The sequence below is a fragment of the Wenyingzhuangia heitensis genome (assembly GCF_011762155.1).
Classification (GTDB): Bacteria; Bacteroidota; Bacteroidia; order Flavobacteriales; family Flavobacteriaceae; genus Wenyingzhuangia; species Wenyingzhuangia heitensis.
Genome location: NZ_JAASQL010000005.1, coordinates 1 through 20,660 on the forward strand (window position 1 = coordinate 1; position 20,660 = coordinate 20,660).

Annotated in this window: 10 protein-coding genes and 1 tRNA gene; 6 read left to right on the plus strand and 5 right to left on the minus strand. The window is 32.7% G+C overall.

The features are described from left to right. Positions 1 to 145: 145 nt before the first annotated feature. From FHR24_RS13300 to FHR24_RS15760, 4 genes are all read right to left on the minus strand, one after another. Positions 146 to 1,585: an FAD-dependent monooxygenase gene (locus FHR24_RS13300; RefSeq protein WP_167189809.1), complete on the minus strand. Its 1,440-nt coding sequence runs from the start codon at positions 1,583 to 1,585 to the stop codon at positions 146 to 148. Positions 1,586 to 1,663: 78 nt separating this feature from the next. Then, positions 1,664 to 2,893 carry a 2-oxoglutarate dehydrogenase complex dihydrolipoyllysine-residue succinyltransferase gene (gene odhB, locus FHR24_RS13305; protein ID WP_208412362.1) on the minus strand — a complete coding sequence of 410 codons (1,230 nt, stop codon included), beginning with the start codon at positions 2,891 to 2,893 and terminating at the stop codon, positions 1,664 to 1,666. Between the two features lie 44 nt (positions 2,894 to 2,937). Then, positions 2,938 to 5,661, minus strand: a complete 2,724-nt coding sequence (locus tag FHR24_RS13310; protein WP_167189812.1) for a 2-oxoglutarate dehydrogenase E1 component — start codon at positions 5,659 to 5,661, stop codon at positions 2,938 to 2,940. A 266-nt stretch (positions 5,662 to 5,927) separates the two neighbouring features. Beyond that, complete coding sequence (locus tag FHR24_RS15760; RefSeq protein ID WP_167189815.1) at positions 5,928 to 8,159, minus strand: DUF7133 domain-containing protein; 2,232 nt, start codon at positions 8,157 to 8,159, stop codon at positions 5,928 to 5,930. Positions 8,160 to 8,373: 214 nt separating this feature from the next. Between FHR24_RS15760 and FHR24_RS13320 the strand changes: the two genes are divergently transcribed. Next, positions 8,374 to 8,447: transfer RNA gene (locus tag FHR24_RS13320), tRNA-Asn, on the plus strand. Positions 8,448 to 8,605: 158 nt separating this feature from the next. Beyond that, positions 8,606 to 9,367, plus strand: coding sequence for an SDR family NAD(P)-dependent oxidoreductase (locus FHR24_RS13325; protein WP_167189818.1), 762 nt, complete (start codon positions 8,606 to 8,608; stop codon positions 9,365 to 9,367). A 29-nt stretch (positions 9,368 to 9,396) separates the two neighbouring features. Here FHR24_RS13325 and FHR24_RS13330 read toward each other — a convergent pair whose 3' ends face one another. Next, entirely contained in the window at positions 9,397 to 10,539 is a 1,143-nt protein-coding gene (locus FHR24_RS13330; RefSeq protein ID WP_167189821.1) for a hypothetical protein, read from the minus strand. 160 nt (positions 10,540 to 10,699) lie between these two features. Between FHR24_RS13330 and FHR24_RS13335 the strand changes: the two genes are divergently transcribed. Genes FHR24_RS13335 through FHR24_RS13350 form a run of 4 tightly spaced genes read left to right on the plus strand, consistent with a single transcriptional unit; the run spans position 10,700 to position 20,652 of the window. Next, a complete protein-coding gene (locus FHR24_RS13335; RefSeq protein ID WP_167189824.1) occupies positions 10,700 to 13,549 on the plus strand; it encodes a glycoside hydrolase family 2 protein in 2,850 nt (949 codons plus the stop codon). Positions 13,550 to 13,579: 30 nt separating this feature from the next. Next, entirely contained in the window at positions 13,580 to 16,405 is a 2,826-nt protein-coding gene (locus FHR24_RS13340; RefSeq protein ID WP_167189828.1) for a glycoside hydrolase family 2 protein, read from the plus strand. Positions 16,406 to 16,418: 13 nt separating this feature from the next. Continuing rightward, positions 16,419 to 18,626: a T9SS type A sorting domain-containing protein gene (locus tag FHR24_RS13345; RefSeq protein WP_167189831.1), complete on the plus strand. Its 2,208-nt coding sequence runs from the start codon at positions 16,419 to 16,421 to the stop codon at positions 18,624 to 18,626. A 31-nt stretch (positions 18,627 to 18,657) separates the two neighbouring features. After that, a complete protein-coding gene (locus tag FHR24_RS13350; RefSeq protein WP_167189834.1) occupies positions 18,658 to 20,652 on the plus strand; it encodes a right-handed parallel beta-helix repeat-containing protein in 1,995 nt (664 codons plus the stop codon). Positions 20,653 to 20,660: the final 8 nt, after the last annotated feature.

The window sequence follows — 20,660 nt, forward strand, 5'->3', positions numbered from 1 at the left end:
GATACGTTAGGCATCTATCTCTATAAATAACTCTAATTAAGACTGGTATTTACTCTATTATTTATTAATAGAATATTAATCTAATATTTAAAGTTGGATTTTGATAAAGATTAGATGATAAAAAATAGGTTAATAATTTTAAATATTATCGTTTAAAACGATAACCTCTAGGTTTATCAACTTCGTCTAAGACAATTTTAGAATGTAATAAACTTGCTGCTTGAGCTGAATCTTTTACTTTTGATTTACTACGTTCTATCATTTCAGTTTCAAACTTAGTCAATATAGATTTTCTAATTCCAATTTTTTTCCAATTTGAATTTGATCTACATTCCTTTTTTATTTGATTTGCTAATGAAAGAGCATCTAGTAAAGCCTGATTAGCTCCTTGACCTTTAAATGGGCTCATAGGGTGAGCGGCATCTCCTATTAGAGTTACTTGTCCACATTTATCTAATATATCAGCAGTTAGTAATTCACGATCGTAGACGGGATAACCAGATATTTTAGATTGTGATGTAACAGATATAATTTCAGGAATAGGTTTGTGCCAATTTGTTCTTAAAACAGCTTCTTTTTTTAATTCCTCAGGACCTAAGGAACTTAATTTTTTAGCTTCTTTTTCGGTCATTGGAAAACTAAGCTGCCACATAATTGTATCTGAATCATAAGGCATCATGTATATTCTTTCGTTACCGTTAGCAGTTTGAAATACTGTAGCTAAATCTAATAGATGATGTTCTTTATCCTTGAGGTTTTTTAATGGACAAATACCTAATATAACGATACAGCCTAAATAGCGTAAAGGGGTTGTGTTTTGATTTATTAATAATTTTCTAACTGTACTACGAATTCCATCAGCAGCAACTACAACATTAGCTTTTGTTTTTTTTTGTTCTCCATTTATATTAAAAGTAATTTCAATACTTCTGTCGTTTAGTTGTTTAATATCTGTTAATTGATGTCCCCATTTGATTAAGTTTTTATTCCACACTTGATTAAATAATTCTAATCGTAAGGATTGTCTTGCAATATGAATGTTTGAATTTTTTAGAGATTCTTTTAATTCTGATTTTATCCATTTTCTAGCTCCCCATTCACCTATTAATTTTCCATCAGTATTGTGAACTAAATGCCTTGTTGATATAATTCCATTTTTTAAAGAATTAATACCGAATTTGCTGATTGCTTTACTTGCTTGTTGTAGTGTAAGACCATAACCTTGCGATCTTGAGTTAAAACTACTATCTCTTTCGTAAAGAGTAAAAGGAATTTCTCTGTGTAAACATGCTACAGCCAATGCCATACCACCAATGCCTCCTCCTATGATAGCAACAGTAGGGGAGTAGTCTTCATTTGCTAGTGGTGGAGTTTTAGAGTTGACTAAACCCGTTCCATAGCAAGTCTTACATACATGTTGATGTCCTTTTGGAAGTATTGGAGGAGTGTTAGAATGCTTAATACTTTGATGATTTTCTAAATCTTTTAAATACTGTTGTTTAACTTTTTTACTAAGTCCGTGACTTCTCTTACCTTGTCCTTTACACTTGTTACATATTTTCCAAAAAAAATCTACATTCTCCATTTTACATCTGTTTCTATCAAAAAAAGCACCCTAATATAGTTAGGATGCTTTTTTAAATATAAGAAAAGTTTTAGAGTTTTATAATTCTAAAGCTTTTTTAGGGTTGTTGTTCATTAACAATTCAATAGGATTCTCTATAGCTTCTTTAATAGCCACTAAGAAACCAACAGATTCTTTACCATCGACAATACGGTGATCGTAAGACAGGGCAACATACATGATTGGTTGAATAACCACTTGACCATTTACTGCCATAGGACGTTCTACAATATTGTGCATTCCTAAAATAGCAGATTGTGGTGGGTTGATAATTGGTGTAGATAACATAGAGCCAAATACACCACCGTTGGTAATTGTAAAAGTACCACCGGTCATTTCATCTACTGTAATTTGTCCGTCACGAGCTCTTAAAGCCAAACGTTTTACTTCTGCTTCAACTCCTCTAAAAGTTAAGTTTTCTGCGTTTCTGATAACTGGAACCATTAAACCTTTAGGTCCAGAAACAGCTATAGAGATATCTGCAAACTCATTTTTAATTTGGTAATCTCCTTCAATCATAGAGTTTACATCAGGATACAATTCTAAAGCTCTAGTTACTGCTAACGTAAAGAAAGACATAAATCCTAAACCAACTCCGTGCTTAGCTTTAAACTCTTCTTTATATTGGCTACGTAAGTCAAAAACAGGTTGCATGTTTACTTCGTTAAAAGTAGTTAACATGGCAGTTTCATTTTTTACAGAAACTAAACGCTGTGCTACTTTTCTACGCAACATAGACATTTTTTTCTTTTCAGATGCACGACTACCCACTGAACTTCCCATTGCAGGTACTGCATTAATAGCATCTTCTTTAGTCACTCTACCGTCTTTACCTGTACCTTGAAGAGTACCAGCATTGATACCTTTTTCGTCTAATATTTTTTTAGCTGCTGGAGATGCAGTTCCAGAAGCATACGTTTTTTCATCATTTGATGGGGCATCCGCTTTTGGAGTTTCTGGTTCTGCCTCTTGCTTATTTTGTTGTGGAGCTTCTTCCTTTTTTTCTGGAGCAGCAGCACCATCAGGTCTTGCAGCTTCCATATCTATTAAACAAACTACAGCACCAACGGCTACAGCATCACCTTCTTCTGCTTTTAAAGTAATAATTCCACTTTCTTCTGCAGGTAATTCTAAGGTTGCTTTGTCTGAATCTACTTCAGCAATAGGTTGGTCTTTTTCTACATAATCACCATCTTCAACTAACCAAGTTGCGATTTCTACTTCTGTAATTGACTCCCCTGGAGATGGGACTTTCATTTCTAAAACCATGATAATATTTTATATGTTATTTGTTTATTTAGTGTTCTTTGTTGTTATGCTTGAAATACTTTGTCTAATACAGCTTGATGTCTTTTCTTAAATCTTGCGCTAGATCCTGCAGCTGGTACAGAATAGAATTTTAAAGAGGCTACAGATAAAGGAACCAATTCAAAACGTTGTAACATGTATGACCAAGCTCCCATATTTTCTGGTTCTTCTTGTGCCCATACAAATTCAACATCGGCAGGATAAGAATTTATAACTGCTTGTATTTTTTCTTTATGTAATGGGAATAATTGCTCTATACGAACTAAAGCAACAGATTCATTATTTAAGTTTTCTCTTTCTTCTAATAAATCATAATAGAATTTACCAGAACAGAATACTACTTTTTTAACATTGGTTTTGTTGATAATAGTATCATCTATTACTTCTTGAAAACCTCCTTCAGCTAATTGTTCTATTGTGTTAACTGCTTTAGGATGACGTAATAAACTTTTTGGAGTAAACACAATTAATGGTTTACGATGATTACGTTTCATGTGACGACGTAACAAGTGATACATGTTTGCTGGTTCTGTACAGTTTGCAATAGTCATGTTGTCATAATCACACAATTGTAAGTATCTTTCTATTCTTGCAGATGAATGCTCAGAACCTTGTCCTTCGTATCCATGAGGCAATAACATTACAATACCGTTTTGTAATTTCCACTTGTCTTCTGCAGCACAAATGTATTGGTCAAACATAATTTGTGCTCCGTTACCAAAGTCACCAAATTGAGCTTCCCAAATAGTTAAAGTATTAGGGTGTGCCATAGCATACCCATAATCAAAACCTAAAACACCGTATTCTGACAATAAAGAGTTGTAAATAGTTATTACTCCTTTATTGTTTTGATTTGTGTTTAATAAGTTGATGCGTTCTTCAGAAACTTCATCTCTTAAAATAGCATGACGGTGGCTAAATGTACCACGTTCTACATCTTGTCCAGAAATACGAACGTTATATCCTTCTTCTAACAAAGAACCGTAAGCTAATGTTTCTGCCAGCCCCCAATCTAATTTGTTGTCTTCAAAAACCATTTTAGCACGACCTTCTATAATACGTTGTGCTTTACGTACAAACTTAACTCCTTCTGGGTTTTGAGATACAACTCTTGTTATATCTTCTAATTTACCTTGAGGGTATGTAGTATTTATAGGGGTTAACATTTCTTCTAATCCTTCTCTAACAAAACCTTCCCAAGTATCTTCCATAAACGGAATTACTCTAGAAGTCTCATCACTTTTGGCTTGTAAGAATTTATCCTCTAATAAATTTTTGTATTCATCTTGTAAACCTTTAGCGTATGCTGCATCTATATTTTTTTCAGCAATTAACTGATCAATATAAATATCTCTTGGGTTTTTATGTTTTGAGATGTTTTTATACAATTGAGGTTGTGTAAATCTAGGTTCATCACCTTCGTTATGACCATATTTACGGTATCCTAATAAATCGATAAAAATATCACGTTTGAATTTCATTCTAAACTCTAAAGCCAATTCAATAGCATGACAAACAGCCTCTACATCATCTGCATTTACGTGCAATACAGGTGATAAAGTTACTTTGGCAACATCTGTACAATAGGTACTAGAACGAGCATCTAAATAGTTGGTGGTAAATCCTACCTGGTTGTTAATGACCAAGTGTAAAGTACCTCCTGTTTTGTAACCATTTAATTTACTCATCTGAATTACTTCGTACACAACACCTTGTCCTGCAACAGCAGCATCACCATGAATAATAATTGGTAAAATAGCTTCTTCGTTACCATTGTATTCATTATCAATTTTAGCTCTTGCAACACCTTGTGCAACAGGTCCAACAGTTTCTAAGTGAGATGGATTTGGTAATAAGTTCATTTTCATAACAGAACCATTTTGATAGGTTTTGCTACGAGTTAATCCCATATGGTATTTTACATCACCATCAATATTTTCTTCATCAAAATCTTTTCCTTCAAACTCAGAGAATAAATCACGAACAGGTTTTTTAAAGATATTTGTAAGTGTATTTAAACGACCACGGTGAGCCATTCCTAATACACATTCTTTTACTCCAAATTTTTCTGAAGCACTTTTTAATGCGGTTGCCAATGCAGGAATTACAGTTTCTCCACCTTCTACAGAAAAACGTTTTTGACCTACATATTTAGTTTGTAAAAAGCTTTCAAAACCAACAGCTTGTGTTAATTTTTTAAGGATGTATTTTTTTTGATCTAGATTAAAATCAGCTTGATTGGCATTTTTATTTAATCTGCTTTGCCACCATTTAATTTCTTCTGGCTGACGAATATACATATATTCTATACCTATAGAATCACAGTAAATTTCTTTTAATCTATCTACAATAGTTTCTAGAGTAGCAGCACCAATACCTATTACTTCACCAGCGTTAAAAACGGTTTTTAAATCGTCGTTAGACAACCCAAAGGTTTGAATATCTAAAGTAGGTTCGTAATGTCTACGTTCTCTAACAGGGTTTGTTTTGGTAAACAAATGACCTCTGGTTCTATAACCATTGATAAGCTCAAGTACTAAAAATTCTTTTTTAACTTCTTGAGGCACTTCAATATTGTTTTCACCCTCATATGATTCATTTGCTAAATCATATCCTTGAAAAAAACTTTTCCAACTAGGCTCAACACTATCTGGGCTGATTTGATATTGCTCGTATAAATCAGCAATAAAACCTGTATGAGCAGCATTAAGGAAAGAAAATTTATCCATGTTAATATGTTGTCTTTATATTTTGTTGTTCGTTGTCTAACTAACAAAATTAATTTATTTGTGGTCTTAACGCTATAAGTATTTGTTTTATTCTTTAAAATAATAAAATTTACAACAAATTGATTTTTTTTGTTTTTTTTGAAAAAAATCAATTCATTAATTAACAATAGTTATTCTAGTTTTATGAGTTGTTTTTAGGTTGATAAAAAAACTCACAAAAGCTAAAGACCTTTGTGAGTTGGTTTTAAAAGATAAAAAAGAAAAAATCACTTAATTTTTAATAATTCTTTTTCAGTAAAGACTCCCTCTTTAGGAGTTGTTTTCCTAAGAGATTTAATTTTTTGAATACTGATGTTTTTTTCTTCCTGAGAAAAAGTGTCTTGTAGGTAATAAATAATGTTTTGAATATCTTCATCAGTATATTCAGGATTGTTTCCTAATCCAGGCATGGTTGCCGCTAAATTATAACGCTCTCCATTTACGTGTATAGGTCCAGATAAACCGTGTAGTAAAATTAAAGCTAATCTATCTAACGATTCAGAAATGTATTCTGATTTTACAAAAGGAGGAGCTAAACTTTCTATTCCTTGACCTTGGTTTCCGTGACAAGTAGCACAAATGTTGTTAAATATTTTTTGTCCAGATTTTATAGATTTCTGATGTTTGTTTTTTTGTTTTTTATTTTGTTTAAGTTGTTGTTCTATCTTTTTTTCTAGCGCACTATTTAGGAGTTTTATTAAAATAGGATTTAATTTTTTTTGTTCTGCAAAAAATAAAAATTCAGCTTCTAATCCTCTAACACTACTAATAATTCCTTCTTGATAAATTGCTTGGTCTTTGTATCTATCAGCTATTTTTGTTAAAACGGGAAAGTAATTTTTAGGAGCTAGTTGCATCCAATTTCCTAATGAGTTACTGATGTATAAGTCAATTTCTGAATCTTTTTTATGGATTAGTGAATTGATCAATATTAACATTTTAGTAGAATAGTTACTATTGGCAAATTTTTCTAACAATACCAATGCATGGCTTGTTGTTTTGCTTTGATTGGTATAGGTGATAACTTCTTCTAGATAATTAAAACTGATAGCATCCAAACCGTTTAAAGTATGTAATGCATGTATTTGTGCTATCGAATTTTTAGATGTTTTAATTAGTTTTTTCAACAAAATGACAGAACTATAATCCTTTTTTGTGATTAATAATTGTTGGGCTCTATCTCTATACCATCCGTTTGAGTGTTCTAACAACTGTACAAGTTCTTTGGTTTTTAGATTGTTAAAATTTATAATTTTAAAAGGGGGATTGTTGTTCTTTTCAACTTTTAAAATTCTACCCATTCCCATAATGGTGTCCAGTTTTTTCTTTGAATAAAGGTTTTTTAAATAAGGAGTTAAAAAAGCCTTGTCTTGTAAAATACCTCTGTGCATATCTACAATGTAAATACTCCCGTCAGGACCATTAAATAAATTAACGGGTCTAAAACCTTCGTCTGTAGAGGCTATGAATTCTTGTTCAGGTATAGCTTGTTTACCATGTATATTGTTTGAAGTTTGTGTTAAAACAATTCGTTTTATTAAGTTCCCTTCTGGGATACAAACAAAAGCATTTTCATTGTAGTTTTTCCCAAATTGATTCCCTCTATAAATTAATGGACTACATGCAGCAGTGGCATTAATCACAATACTGTCTTTGTCTAATCTACCTTTTATATATCCTCTGTTGATAGAGGTAGCATGTAAAGGATAAATTTTTTGATTGGGAGTTAATTTTTTTCCTAATGCTGCGGATGGATTAAAAAATGGATTTTTAGTATGTGTGTTTGGTAATACAAGATCTCCCTTTAAAACAACTGAATTGTTGTTGTGGTAAATTCTACCAAAATTATCTTTGCTAATTCCCCATTGCCCTCTAAAAGAAGTCTGTTCTTTGATCCATACACCATTTTTTCTTTGGTAGCGAGCACTAGATTTTGCATTGTAAATCCAGTTGTCAATATTCATCATTAAACCATTAGGTCTATGTTCTACATTTCCTCCTTTGGTGTAATGGGCATCTACTAGTACTTTGTTTTTAGGTTTGTCGTTTTCTATGTCTACAAACCACAAATTAGGCGGTTCTGCGTATAAAAGTCCTCCATATACATGGGCAATGGCTCTGGGTAAAACCAGGCTATCTAAAAAAACTTTTACATGATCTGTAACTCCATCGTTATCTAGATCTTCTAAAATACTAATTCTTCCATTAGGGGTGTCTTCACCAGTTCCCTCCAAATTTTGCATATAAGCTTTCATTTGCACCACCCAAATTCTGCCTTTATCGTCAAAACTCATACTTACAGGAGCTTCAATAAAAGGTTCTGCAGCAATGGCTTTTAAAGAAAAACCATCTTCTACAACATAAGAATCTAAAGATATGGTAGGTTCGTTAAAATTATGGTTATTACAGCTATTTAAAAAAAATAAGAAACTAATAAGTATATAGTAAGTGTTTTTCACAAAAAAATGAATTATTTATAGTAATAAAAGATCAAAATTAAATAAAAATCATTTTAAAAAAATATTTTCTTTTAGTTTCTATTCTATTCATAATTCTTCTTAAGTATTTTTATTTTTTTAAAATCTTTTAAAAAAATAATTATAATTGTTGCATAGATTAAAATTATAATTATATTTGCAACCGCAAAACGAGATTTTGTAGCTATATGCAACTTCCTCCTTAGCTCAGTTGGTTAGAGCATCTGACTGTTAATCAGAGGGTCCTAGGTTCGAGTCCTAGAGGGGGAGCAAAAAACCTTAACTTTAATTAGTTAAGGTTTTTTTTATGGATTATTATCTGGTCTTATTTATAAAGAATCAACCTGTGTTCTTAGAATTTGCACTATAAATATGAAGCGTTTTTATCTTTTTTAAATATCTTTATTTCTCTTTAAATTTATTTTTTTATGAAAACAAATAAAATAGCATTGGTTACTGGTGGTAGTCGTGGTTTGGGAAAAGAAATGTCTTTACAATTGATTGCAAAAGGTATTGATGTAGTAATTACTTACCATCAAAATAGAGAAGCCGCAGATACTGTAGTTGCAGACATAGAAAAAAAAGGATTAAAGGCAAAAGCTTTACAATTAGATACGTGCGATATTTCTTGTTTTAAACAATTTACTAACGACTTATCTAGTTATTTGATTAGTGAATATGGGCAGCCAGAATTTGATTTTTTAATTAATAATGCGGGTACAGGTATTTATCAGCCTTTTTTAGAAACTACAGAAGCTCAGTTTGATGCTATGGTAAATGTCCACTTTAAAGGTGTTTATTTTCTTACACAACAACTGGTTCCTTTGTTAAAAGATGGAGGGCGAATTATTAATATATCATCTGGCTTAACTAGGTTTACGTTTCCTAATTCATCTGCATATGCTGCAGCAAAAGGTGCTGTAGAGGTGTTTACTAAATTTCTAGCAAAAGAATTGGCTCCAAGAAAAATAATAGCAAATGTAGTTGCTCCAGGAGGTGTTGCAACAGACTTTGGAGGAGGAGAAAATAAAAATAACGAACAAAAACGAACTATGCTTGCCAGTGCTACTGCTTTGGGAAGGGTTGGAGAGGCTGATGATATTGGAGGTGTTGTTTCTTTTTTATGTTCCGATGATGCAAAATGGATTAATGGACAGCGTATAGAAGTTTCTGGAGGTGTGTTATTATAGTGTCTGTATTTTAATGTGTCGATTTAAAACTAAAAAGGAATTACCTCTATGAGTTTTAAATCAATGCTAGTCCTATCTTGTCCCTTTACTCTAAAAATGGCTGTAAAATAATTCTTTTCTGTCAAGTATTTTTGGGTGAAGTTTTTAAGACTATCTTTTTGGGTAAAGTATTCTACTGTTGCTGTTACTCCAATGTCGTGTTGTGATAAAAAGACTAAATGTTCTGTGTTGCCCGTTGCAGGATATTTAGAGACAACAGCATACTCGTCTGTTTCTAAAAAAGAATTTAAACTATAAGTAATATCTGGTTTTGTTGGATGATTGGTGATCATCAAATTTTTGTCATCAATATAGCAAAATGGATTTCCTTCGTTAAAAAAAGGAAGAAACAAATTATGGTCTTTTAAAGGCCCTACATAAATAGCATTGGCTTCTTTTATTTGAGATGTAGAACTTTTGGTGGTAAAATGAATTGTAAAATGATGCTCGTATGTTTGATACCAACGTTGTAAAGATTGTGTAGCTAGAGTAGCCATGGTAGTTGTGTAGGTATAGGTAGATGGTTTTAGTTTTGTTTTAAGATTGGGATTCTTGTCAATAAAAGTATAAAACTCTTTAGAGTTGTTTATATTAAAGTCTCTTGTCCATCCTTGTCCGGTTGTTATTGTTTTACCTGTTATTCCATATAAATCTCCAATAAATAAATGTGTGGGATTGGAGCTGTTCCATAAGGAGTTCCAAATTTTAGGTTGTTTGGCAGGTAAACTAAAAAATAGACTTATTATAAGTATACAAGCTAATAGACTATAGGGTAAAACTAGTTTCCAATTTGTTTTTTTAAAAGATTTTTGCTCTTTGTAAAACCTAACACGATATTGTCCTTTATCAATAGCCAATCTCCAGATTTCATCTTGTCCTTCTTTTTCATAATAAGCATTTATTTTTTTTCGCAAATTATAAACGTTTACTCGTACTCTAGGGTTGTTCTTTTCGTTGGTTTCATTGTTGCCAAAAAACTCATAATCAATTACGCTTTCTTTTAGGTTGATTTCTTTTAAAGTTGCTTGATATAAATAGTGTAAAAGACCAGCAGAAGTGGTCGCTTTTTTAAAAGTAGCACTGTTTTTTAGCGTTTTTACAATTTCATCTTTTTGTTCTTTACTTAATTTCATTCCCTTTATAATAAACAGTTTAGCTACAACTTTAACGGTTATAAGTACCGTAAAAGATGCGTTAAAGTTATTAAATATCTTCTTAATAGTTAGATTTGTTTGTAAAGTTTGTTCATAAACTTTATAAATTATATAAAAGATTCATAAAAATATTTTGAAAATGATAAATAAGTTAGCTTGGTTTTTGTTTCTGTGGTGTGTGTCGTTGGTAAACGGTCAGTCTACAGTGTCAGAGAAGGGAACAGAAATTCATTACCTATCAGGTACAGATAAAGACCATCTTGTAGAGTGGGATTTTTATTGCTCAGAAGGAAGAAAAAGCGGAGCTTGGACAAAAATTGGGGTTCCTTCTTGTTGGGAACAGCAAGGTTTTGGAAGTTACAATTATGGTAGCGATAAAATGGAAGGTCGAGCGAAAGAAGTTGGTTTGTACAAACATTCCTTTAACGTATCTAAAGATTGGAAAAACAAAGACATAAAAATTGTTTTTGAAGGTGTGATGACGGATGCCGAAGTTAAAATTAACGGAAAGTTGGCTGGAGAAATACACCAAGGATCTTTTTATGAGTTTACATATTCTATTTCTAAGTTATTAAACTATGGAAAAGAGAACTTGTTAGAGGTAAAAGTAAATAAGGTTTCTGCAAACGAATCGATCAACCATGCAGAACGTGATGCTGATTTTTGGATTTTTGGAGGAATTTATCGTCCGGTATATTTAAGCGTTGCACCTAAAGAAAATATAGATCGTTTTGCAATTGATGCTAAAGCAAACGGTAGTGTTATTGCCGATTTATTTTTAGAAGCTAAAAAAGCAGATCATGTTGCCTTAACTTTATTAGATGTGAAAGGAAATAAGGTAGAAGACTTAAAAGTTACAGATCTTAAAAAAGAAAAAAACAAGTTCCGTGTAGTAACAAAAGCTTCTACTGTTAAAACATGGAACCCAGAGACTCCAAATCTATATCAACTAAAAATAGATTTGTTAGATAAAAGAGGAAATATACTACATAGTGTTACGGAAAGAATAGGTTTTAGAACCGTAGAGATTTTAGAAGGTGATGGAATTTATGTAAACGGTGAGCGTATCAAATTTAAAGGAGTAAATCGTCATGCGTTTCACCCTGCTTCTGGTCGTACAACTTCAAAAGCATTGAGTATAGAGCATGTAAACATGATGAAAGATATGAACATGAATGCGGTTCGTATGTCACATTATCCACCGGATAAACATTTTCTAGAGGTGTGTGATTCTATTGGTCTTTTTGTGATTGATGAAATTTGTACGTGGCACAATCCAATGTTAGATACTAAGATAGCTCGTAAAATTGTAAAAGAAACTGTGGTTCGTGATGTAAACCATCCGTCTATTTTATTGTGGGCAAATGGAAATGAGCAAGGTTGGAATCCAGAAGTGGATCAAGATTATGCAAAATGGGATATTCAAAACCGAGAAGTAATTCACCCGTGGAGCATTTTTAACAAAACAAATACCATTCACTACAGTCACTACCATTCTTTGGTAAATGATTCGTATTCTAAAGACAAAATTTTATTTCCTACAGAATTTTTACATGGTTTGTACGATGGTGGTCATGGTGCAGGTTTACAAGATTATTGGGAGAAAATGTGGAATTTACCTTTAAGTGCAGGTGGTTTTTTATGGGATTTTGCTGATGAGGGAATTGAAAGAACCGATAGAAATAATGAGATTGATTTGCAAGGAAACAAGGCTGCTGACGGAATTGTAGGACCTTACGGAGAAAAAGAAGCAAGTTATTTTACCATCAAAGAAATTTGGTCTCCAGTGTTTATAGAAGATCGTTTTATTCGTGATGATTTTAACGGGATTTTTAGAGTAGAAAACAGATATCATTATATCAATTTAGAGGCTTGTACTATGACTGCTAAGTGGATTCAGTTTAAAGGACCAGAGGATAAAAATAATTACAAGATCATCTCAAAAAGTAAAGTGGATTTACCAAGTCTTTCTCCAGCATCAAAAGGGAAATTTACGGTAGAGAAACCTAAAAACTGGAAAACAGCAGATGCTCTGCATTTAACAGCAACGGATCCTAACGGAAAAGAAATTTTTACATGGTCTTATCCTGTAGCCACTCCTAAAGAAGCAAACAAATCTAATGTTGCCTATACGACTGATGGAACTGTAAAAACAGCTACCAAAAACAAACAAATCACTGTAGAAACTAAAGATATACAATATGTGTTTTCTGAAGAAACAGGTTTGTTAAAAGAAGTTAAAAAAGGAACTACGATTATTCCTTTAAATAACGGACCTATCATTTTAAGTCAGAAAGATAAAATCAAAAACATTACCGTAACTCCATCAAAAGACAAAGTAGAGGTATTGGTCGTTTTTGAAGAATCTAAATGGTCTCCAGGATGGTCAACTGTAAAAGAAGTTCGTTCAGATATTATAAAATGGACAGTACACGCTAACGGATTGTTAGATTTAAAAGTGGAGTTTAAAGGATACAGAAACTTAAAGGGATATAGAGGGATTACTTTCTCTTTTCCAGAAAAAGAAGTAGCAGGAATGAAGTGGTTAGGAGACGGTCCTTACCGAGTTTGGAGAAACAGAACCAAAGGAACACGTTTTCAAGTTTGGGAAAATGATTACAACAATACTGTAACCGGACAAGCAGGAGAGGATGAGTTTGTGTATCCTGAATTTAAAGGGTTTTTCTCTAGTCTTTATTGGTCTAAAGTAAAAGGAAACAACAACAACGGGTTTACCGTGTATTGTAGAACTCCGCATACCTATTTAAGAATGTTAACCCCAGAAGAACCTAAGGTGAATAAATCAGGAGCGCATAAGGAGAAAATACATCCTACATTTCCTAAAGGAGATATTTCTTTTGTGATGAACATTCCGGGAATTGGAACCAAATTTCAGTTTTCGGATAGTACAGGACCTCATGGAAATAGTGAGCATTATTTTGGAAATGATGACAAGCCTATTGTAATGGACTTAACTTTTGAATTTTAAATAGAATACCCTAAACCAAAACCATAAAAAATGAAATTTAAATCAATCATAAGAATTGTTGCTTTGTTTTTGCTGACTATTTACACAGTACAGGGACAAACAACTCACAAACGATATTTATCTGGAACGGGAAAAGACAATACAGTTGCCTGGGATTTTTATTGTTCTGATGGAATGGAAAGTAAAAAATGGACAAAAATAGAAGTGCCTTCTTGTTGGGAATTACAAGGTTTTGGAAATTACAATTACGGACGAGATTACAAAGCAAAAAAAGAATATCACAATGAGTTTGGAATTTACAAGCACGATTTTTTTGTAGATAAAAATTGGAAAAAGAACGAAGTGAAAATTGTTTTTGAAGGTGTAATGACTGATGCCGAAGTAAAAATAAACGGAAAATTGGCTGGAGAAATTCACCAAGGTGCTTTTTACGAATTCAAATACAATATTTCTAAATTATTAAAATACGGAGCAAAAAATCAGTTAGAAGTAAAGGTGCATAAAATGTCTTCTAATGAGTCTATCAACGCTGCAGAGCGTAATACCGACTTTTGGATTTTTGGAGGGATTTATCGTCCTGTATATTTAGAAGTTTTACCTAAGCAATTTATAGAACGTGTGGCAATAGATGCGCAAGCCAATGGAAATATTGTAGCAGATGTTTTTACCACTTCAAAAAAAGCAACTTCTGTAAAAGTAAAATTGTTTGGTGTAAACGGAAAATTAGTACAAGATTTTTCAGATTTAAAAGTTGAAAAGACAGAAGGAAAATTGTCTTTATCTACTAAAGCAAATAATATTAAAACGTGGAATCCTGAAAAGCCAAATTTATATAAGCTTCAAATAAGTCTACTAGATAAAAAAGGAAATGAATTACATACAGTTTCTAAACGCATTGGTTTCCGTACTGTTGAAATTCGAGAGAGCGATGGTATTTATGTTAATGGGCAACAAATAAAATTTAAAGGTGTAAATCATCATTCTTTTTACCCAAATTCAGGAAGAACAACTTCAAAAGCATTGAGTATTGAACATACAAAAATGATAAAGGACATGAATATGAATGCGATACGTATGTCTCATTATCCACCAGATGTTCACTTTTTAGAAGCCTGCGATTCCCTTGGACTGTTTGTCTTGGATGAGTTATGTACATGGCACGTACCCTATTTAGACACAAAAGTGGGTAAAAAACTTATTAAAGAGCTTGTTGTACGAGATGTAAACCACCCGTCAATTTTAATTTGGGACAATGGTAATGAAAGTGGTTGGAATTCTAAATTAGATGAAGAGTTTGCAAAATGGGATATTCAAAAACGAGAAGTTATTCACCCTTGGAACGTCTATAAAAAGACAAATACCATGCACTATCCAGATTACTATAAGTTTGCTTTTGATTCTCCTAGCAAGGATAAAATATACTTTCCAACGGAGTTTTTACATGGATTATATGATGGTGGTCATGGTGCTGGACTTGATGATTATTGGAAACAAATGTGGAATATGCCATTGGCAGCAGGTGGGTTTCTTTGGGATTTTGCAGACGAAGGAGTGGTACGTACAGATAAAGGAGGAATTATTGATACAGATGGAAATCACGGAGCAGACGGAATTGTTGGGCCTTATGGCGAAAAAGAGGCTAGTTATTTTACCATAAAAGAAGTGTGGTCGCCAATTTATATTGCCGATAGATATATTAGAGATGATTTCTCTGGAGTATTTAATGTTGAAAATAGGTACCATTTTACCGATTTGGACGAATGTTCTATGACAGCCAAATGGGTTAATTTTAATGGTCCAGATGATGCAATTGATATTAAAATTCTAGCAGAAAGTAAAGTAGTATTACCTAAACTAGCCCCTTTAGAAAAAGGAAAATTTACGGTAAACAAACCAGAAAAATGGAAATCGGCAGATGCCTTGTACTTAACAGCAACAGATATTCATGGAAACGAAATTTTCACATGGACCTACCCTGTTAAAACACCTAAGCAACTTAATAGCGATAAAATTAGCTATACAAAAAACGGAAATATTAAATCCATTACTTCAGATAATGTAATAACAGTAAATACTAGCGATAGTCAGTTTAAATTTTCGGCTAAAACCGGATTACTTAAAGAGGTTTTAATAAACGGGAAAGTAATTCCTTTAAAAGATGGACCAATATTGTTAGGTGGTAAATCTAAATTAGAAGACGTAAAAGTAACATCAAAAAATAACAAAATAGAAATTACTGCATTTTTCGAGAAAAAGCATAAGTACTACGATTGGAAAGAAAGTAAAGAATTTACGCAAGATTTCTTTACATGGACAGTTAATTCTAACGGTATTCTAGATTTACATGTTGAAATAAAAAATAAAAAAATTGTAGAAGAATATTTTGGTATTTCTTTTTCCTTTCCCGAAGAAGAAGTTAAGGGTATGAAATGGCTAGGAGACGGTCCATATCGTGTGTGGAGTAATCGTATGAAAGGGACACAGTTTAAAGTTTGGGAAAACGATTATAACGATTCTGCTACAGGAGAACCAGGTTTTGTATATCCAGAGTTTAAAGGCTTTTTCTCTAGTCTTAATTGGGTAAAGTTAAAAGGGAATAATGCAAATGGTTTTACAGTATACTGCCATTCAGATCTTACTTTTTTAAGAATGCTTACCCCAAAACAACCTGCCGATTTTGGTAGAGGTGCTGCAGTAAATAAATTCCCAAAAGGTGACATTTCATTCGTGAAAAACATACCAGCAATGGGAACCAAATTTATGGAAGCATCGCAATCTGGACCGCAAGGAAGTTTAAAAAAATATTTCGGAAATGTAGATGAGCCTATTGTTATTGATTTAACTTTTGAATTTTAAACATATAAATAAAATGAAAACATCAATATATACATCAAGATTATTTTGGATGCTCTTGGTCTCTTTTGTAGGCTTAGAGACAAGTGCCCAAGTTCAAGTAGATGTAAATATTGATGTGAATCATCAAGTAGGAAGAGAAACTACTTTTAATCGCTCTAAGTGGATCAATGTACATTCGTCTCAATCGGCTAGCGTTTGGAATGGTGATATGGATAAATTTGAATATTTAGTAAATGATTTAGATGTTTCTTTTGGTAGAGAAACAGGACATATAAAATCAAGCGCAAAAAGAGTGAATCAAGATCCAACCAGACCAGGCTATGCAGATCCTAATCACATGAAAATATTGGGGGATGCTGACAAAGCTTCATATGCGAAAAAAACGGATCGACATGCTTATGAAAAAGGAAATTTTATAGTTGCAAATCAGCAATTGCCTTTATTTCCAAACGGAAACAATCCTACAGATGGAGGTTGGTACTATGCCAGTACAGATACTACATTAGAGCCTTTTGGAACCGCATCTGGAGAGTTTTGTGCCAATTATTTTAACAATTATTTTGGAAGTGGAGGAATCGATGGTTTTCCAATGCCTAAGTATTTTGAAATTATGAATGAGCCTGTTTGGCATTTTGTAGATAGAAATCACGATGGAGGTGGAACCCTAGAAAAAGTTTTTAAGTTTCATAAAACGGTTGCCGATATTATACATGATAAAGTTCCTGGTTTACAAGTAGGAGGATTTGGTACAGCTTTTCCAGATTTTGATGAAGGAGGAAATCTGCAAGAATGGGAAGAGCGTTGGAAGTTTTTTATTAGAGATTATGGTTCTGCATTTGATTTTTATACAATTCACTTGTATGACAGACCTATTCAGAATGGAAATGAAATTGAACAGTATCGAAAAGGAGGAAGAAACGAGGCTACTTTTGATATGATGGAGCATTATAGCATGCTTCAGTACAATAAAGTAAAGCCGTTTTTTATTACAGAATATGGTGGTCAATTATGGGGGATGTCTGACCGAGACAGATTATGGAGACCACATAATGATTGGAGAAGAATAGAGGCTTTTAATGCCATGTTAATGCAGTTTTTAGAACGTCCTAATGTATTTGTGAGTGCCATTCCTTTTGTGATGCCAAAAGCAGAGTGGGGGTATGATGCTGCGAAAGACATACCTTACAGATGTAGGTTGTTGCGAAAAGCCAATGAACCTGAATCGTATAGTGGAGAATGGGTTTGGACAGAATATATTAAGTTTTATGAATTGTGGTCTGATGTAAAAGGGGTGCGTTTAGATACGCATGCAAATCATTTAGATTTTCAAGTAGATGCCTATGCGAATGGAAAAGAAGTGTATGTGATTTTAAATAATATTGAAAGTGCTACAATTGATTTTAATCTAAACATAAAAGGGGTAAATACTAATAAAATAGAATCAATAGAAGTAAAAAGATTATATTTTACAGAGGATGAACAGGTAATGTTAACCAAAAACACTTACAATAGTTTAGAGGAAGTACAGCAAATTAGAGATGATGAGACCCTTATCGCAAAGTATATTTTTAAAGATGAGGTAGTTGTAAACAAAACATCTCTAGAAGAAAAACACTATGCAACTACTTATAAGCAGTCTATTGTAGCTAATACTTCAGTGAATTTTACTTTTGAGAACATTAACAAAGGAACAAATGGAGAAGCTGTATTGCGTTTAGGATTGGCTAGAGCATTGTCTTTACATCGTTTTCCAACTAGTATTAAAGTAAATGGAGCAAGCATAGATATTCCAGATAATTACAGAGGAGATTTGCAGAGAGGAAGAGATCAGTTTTTTGGAATGTTAGAAATTAAGGTGCCTTTTGATCTTATTAGTAGTGGGAACAATCAAGTAGAGGTTGTCTTTGGAGAAACCGGAGGTCATATAAGTAGTAGTGCATTGCAAGTTTTTAATTTTTCTAGAGAAATTAAAAGAACCGAGGATAATGAAGGTATGTCTACAGAGGAGGTAGAGCTTAATCAAAATTTAGGGGTTTATCCTATTCCTGCTGAAAAAAACATCACTATTACGGGTGATCTTAAAAATTGGGAAATTAAATCTGTAGAAGGAAAATTGCTGAAAGAAGGAACAACGAAAGAAATTAGTATTGAGAGTTTAGAGGCTGGAGTTTATTTTATCACGTTGAATAAAACAGTAACTAAAAAAATAATTAAAATATAATTGATAGACTGGCTATTAGAAAATTAAAAGGATGAAAAAAATATTTCAATTACTGTTTTTTATAATACTAGCAACATGTCAAGTTTTTGCTAAAGAGTATCATGTTGATGCTGCCAATGTTTCGCAAGGAGATGGTTCTATCCACAACCCTTTTAAAACCATTCAGCAAGCTGCTGATGTGATGAAGAAAGGAGATATTTGTTATATACATAAAGGAACGTATCGAGAAAATATTGTTCCTAAAAATTCAGGAAGTAAAAGAAAACCTATTATTTATACCAAATACAAAAATGATGTGGTAATTGTTACGGCAACAGAAAAAGTTACCAATTGGGAATTGCATTCAGGAAATATATACAAAGCTAAGAATGTAAATATGCCTTTGGGAGCAGGAAATAATGTGTATTTCAATCATCAGAAAATGCAAATTGCACGTTGGCCAAACAACGTAGATTACAATGAATATACCTTAGATGCCAAATTTATTGATAAAAGAAAAGGAACCTATTCTATGTCGTACATCAGTAATAATGAAATTCCAGATTTTGATTGGAGAGGAGGAGTTATACACTATTTGGGAGCGCATAGCGGTTGTAGTTGGGAACGTACCATTACAGGTTACAGTAAAGATTTACATCGTGTTCATTTTAACACTTTGCCAGATAAATGGCCTTTTGGAAAAACACACAGCCCTACTCGTTTAGAAAACGGACATCGTGGAATTTTTTATTTGATGAACAAATTAGAAGCTTTAGATGCTCCCAACGAATGGTATTACGATACTACTGCTAAAGAACTTTATTTTTATGCTCCTGATGGAAAAAATCCAGCAAAGGATCATGTCGAAATTTCAACTAGAGAAAACACAGCCAATATCAACAAAAATTACATTCATTTTGAAGGGCTTAACTTTTTTGGTGGAATGATAACCATTAAAGGGAGTTATAATAAAGTGACCAACTGCATGGTAAAGAATGGTACAGATAGATTGATAACCGATTTAAACGGAGCTGCTTTAAGCAATGCAGCTATTCAAGTTATGGAAGGATATTTTAACACCCTAGAAAAATGTGTGTTAGAAAACGGTACATTAAACGGAGTGTATTTAAGTAGAAAATCAGAATCTAACAAAGTAGAAAATTGTATCATTCAAAATTTCAACACCATTGGTTTGCATGCTGCTTTATTAATTAGTGATGGAAAACGCAATCAGATTTTAAATAATTCATTGTACGGATCTGCAAGAGACGGTGTAAAAGTTTCTGGTGATGATAGTGAATTTGCTTACAATCACGTTCAAAAATGTTTGATTTCTGGTGCCGATGGAGGTTTGTTTTATGTGACAGGAAGAAGCATTCCTAAAAATATAGAAGTACACCACAACTGGTTCCATGATGCTTATGCAGATGACCATCATGCAGGAAAAAAAGCTACGGGAATTTATTTAGACAACAACTCAGCAGGATATATTGTACATCACAATGTGGTTTGGGATGTAGAATGGGGAGGTTTGCATTTTAATTGGAATGCTGTTCAAAATAAAATTTACAACAATACTTTCTGGAATGTAGGTAAACCAGATCAAGCTTTAATAGACTGTTGGGTGCCCAAAAGAAATGGAAAACAGACCAATGTGCAAGACAATGTTTTGTATAATAATATTTCTGATGTTAGGCCTTGGTGGCATTCTGGAGATGGAGAAAAATATAGAGTAGATGAAAAAGAATACATAGGTAAAGATGCTGATAACGATTTTGAGAACAATCATCAGTTTTCAGAACTTCCTTTTTTGGTCGCTATCAACAGTCTATTTGTTCCGTTTAAAGGATCTCCTTTAATTGACAAAGGTCAGAAAATTAAAAAAATAACCACCAACTTTAAAAACAAAGCTCCAGATTTAGGTGCTTATGAGTTTGGTGCAAAAGCTTGGGTTCCTGGTGTAAATTGGACTCCCAAAGGTTTTGCTTGGACACCAAGTAGTAACTATAAAAAATTAGAAATCAAATCCATTAAAAAACAAAACTAAAATAAATT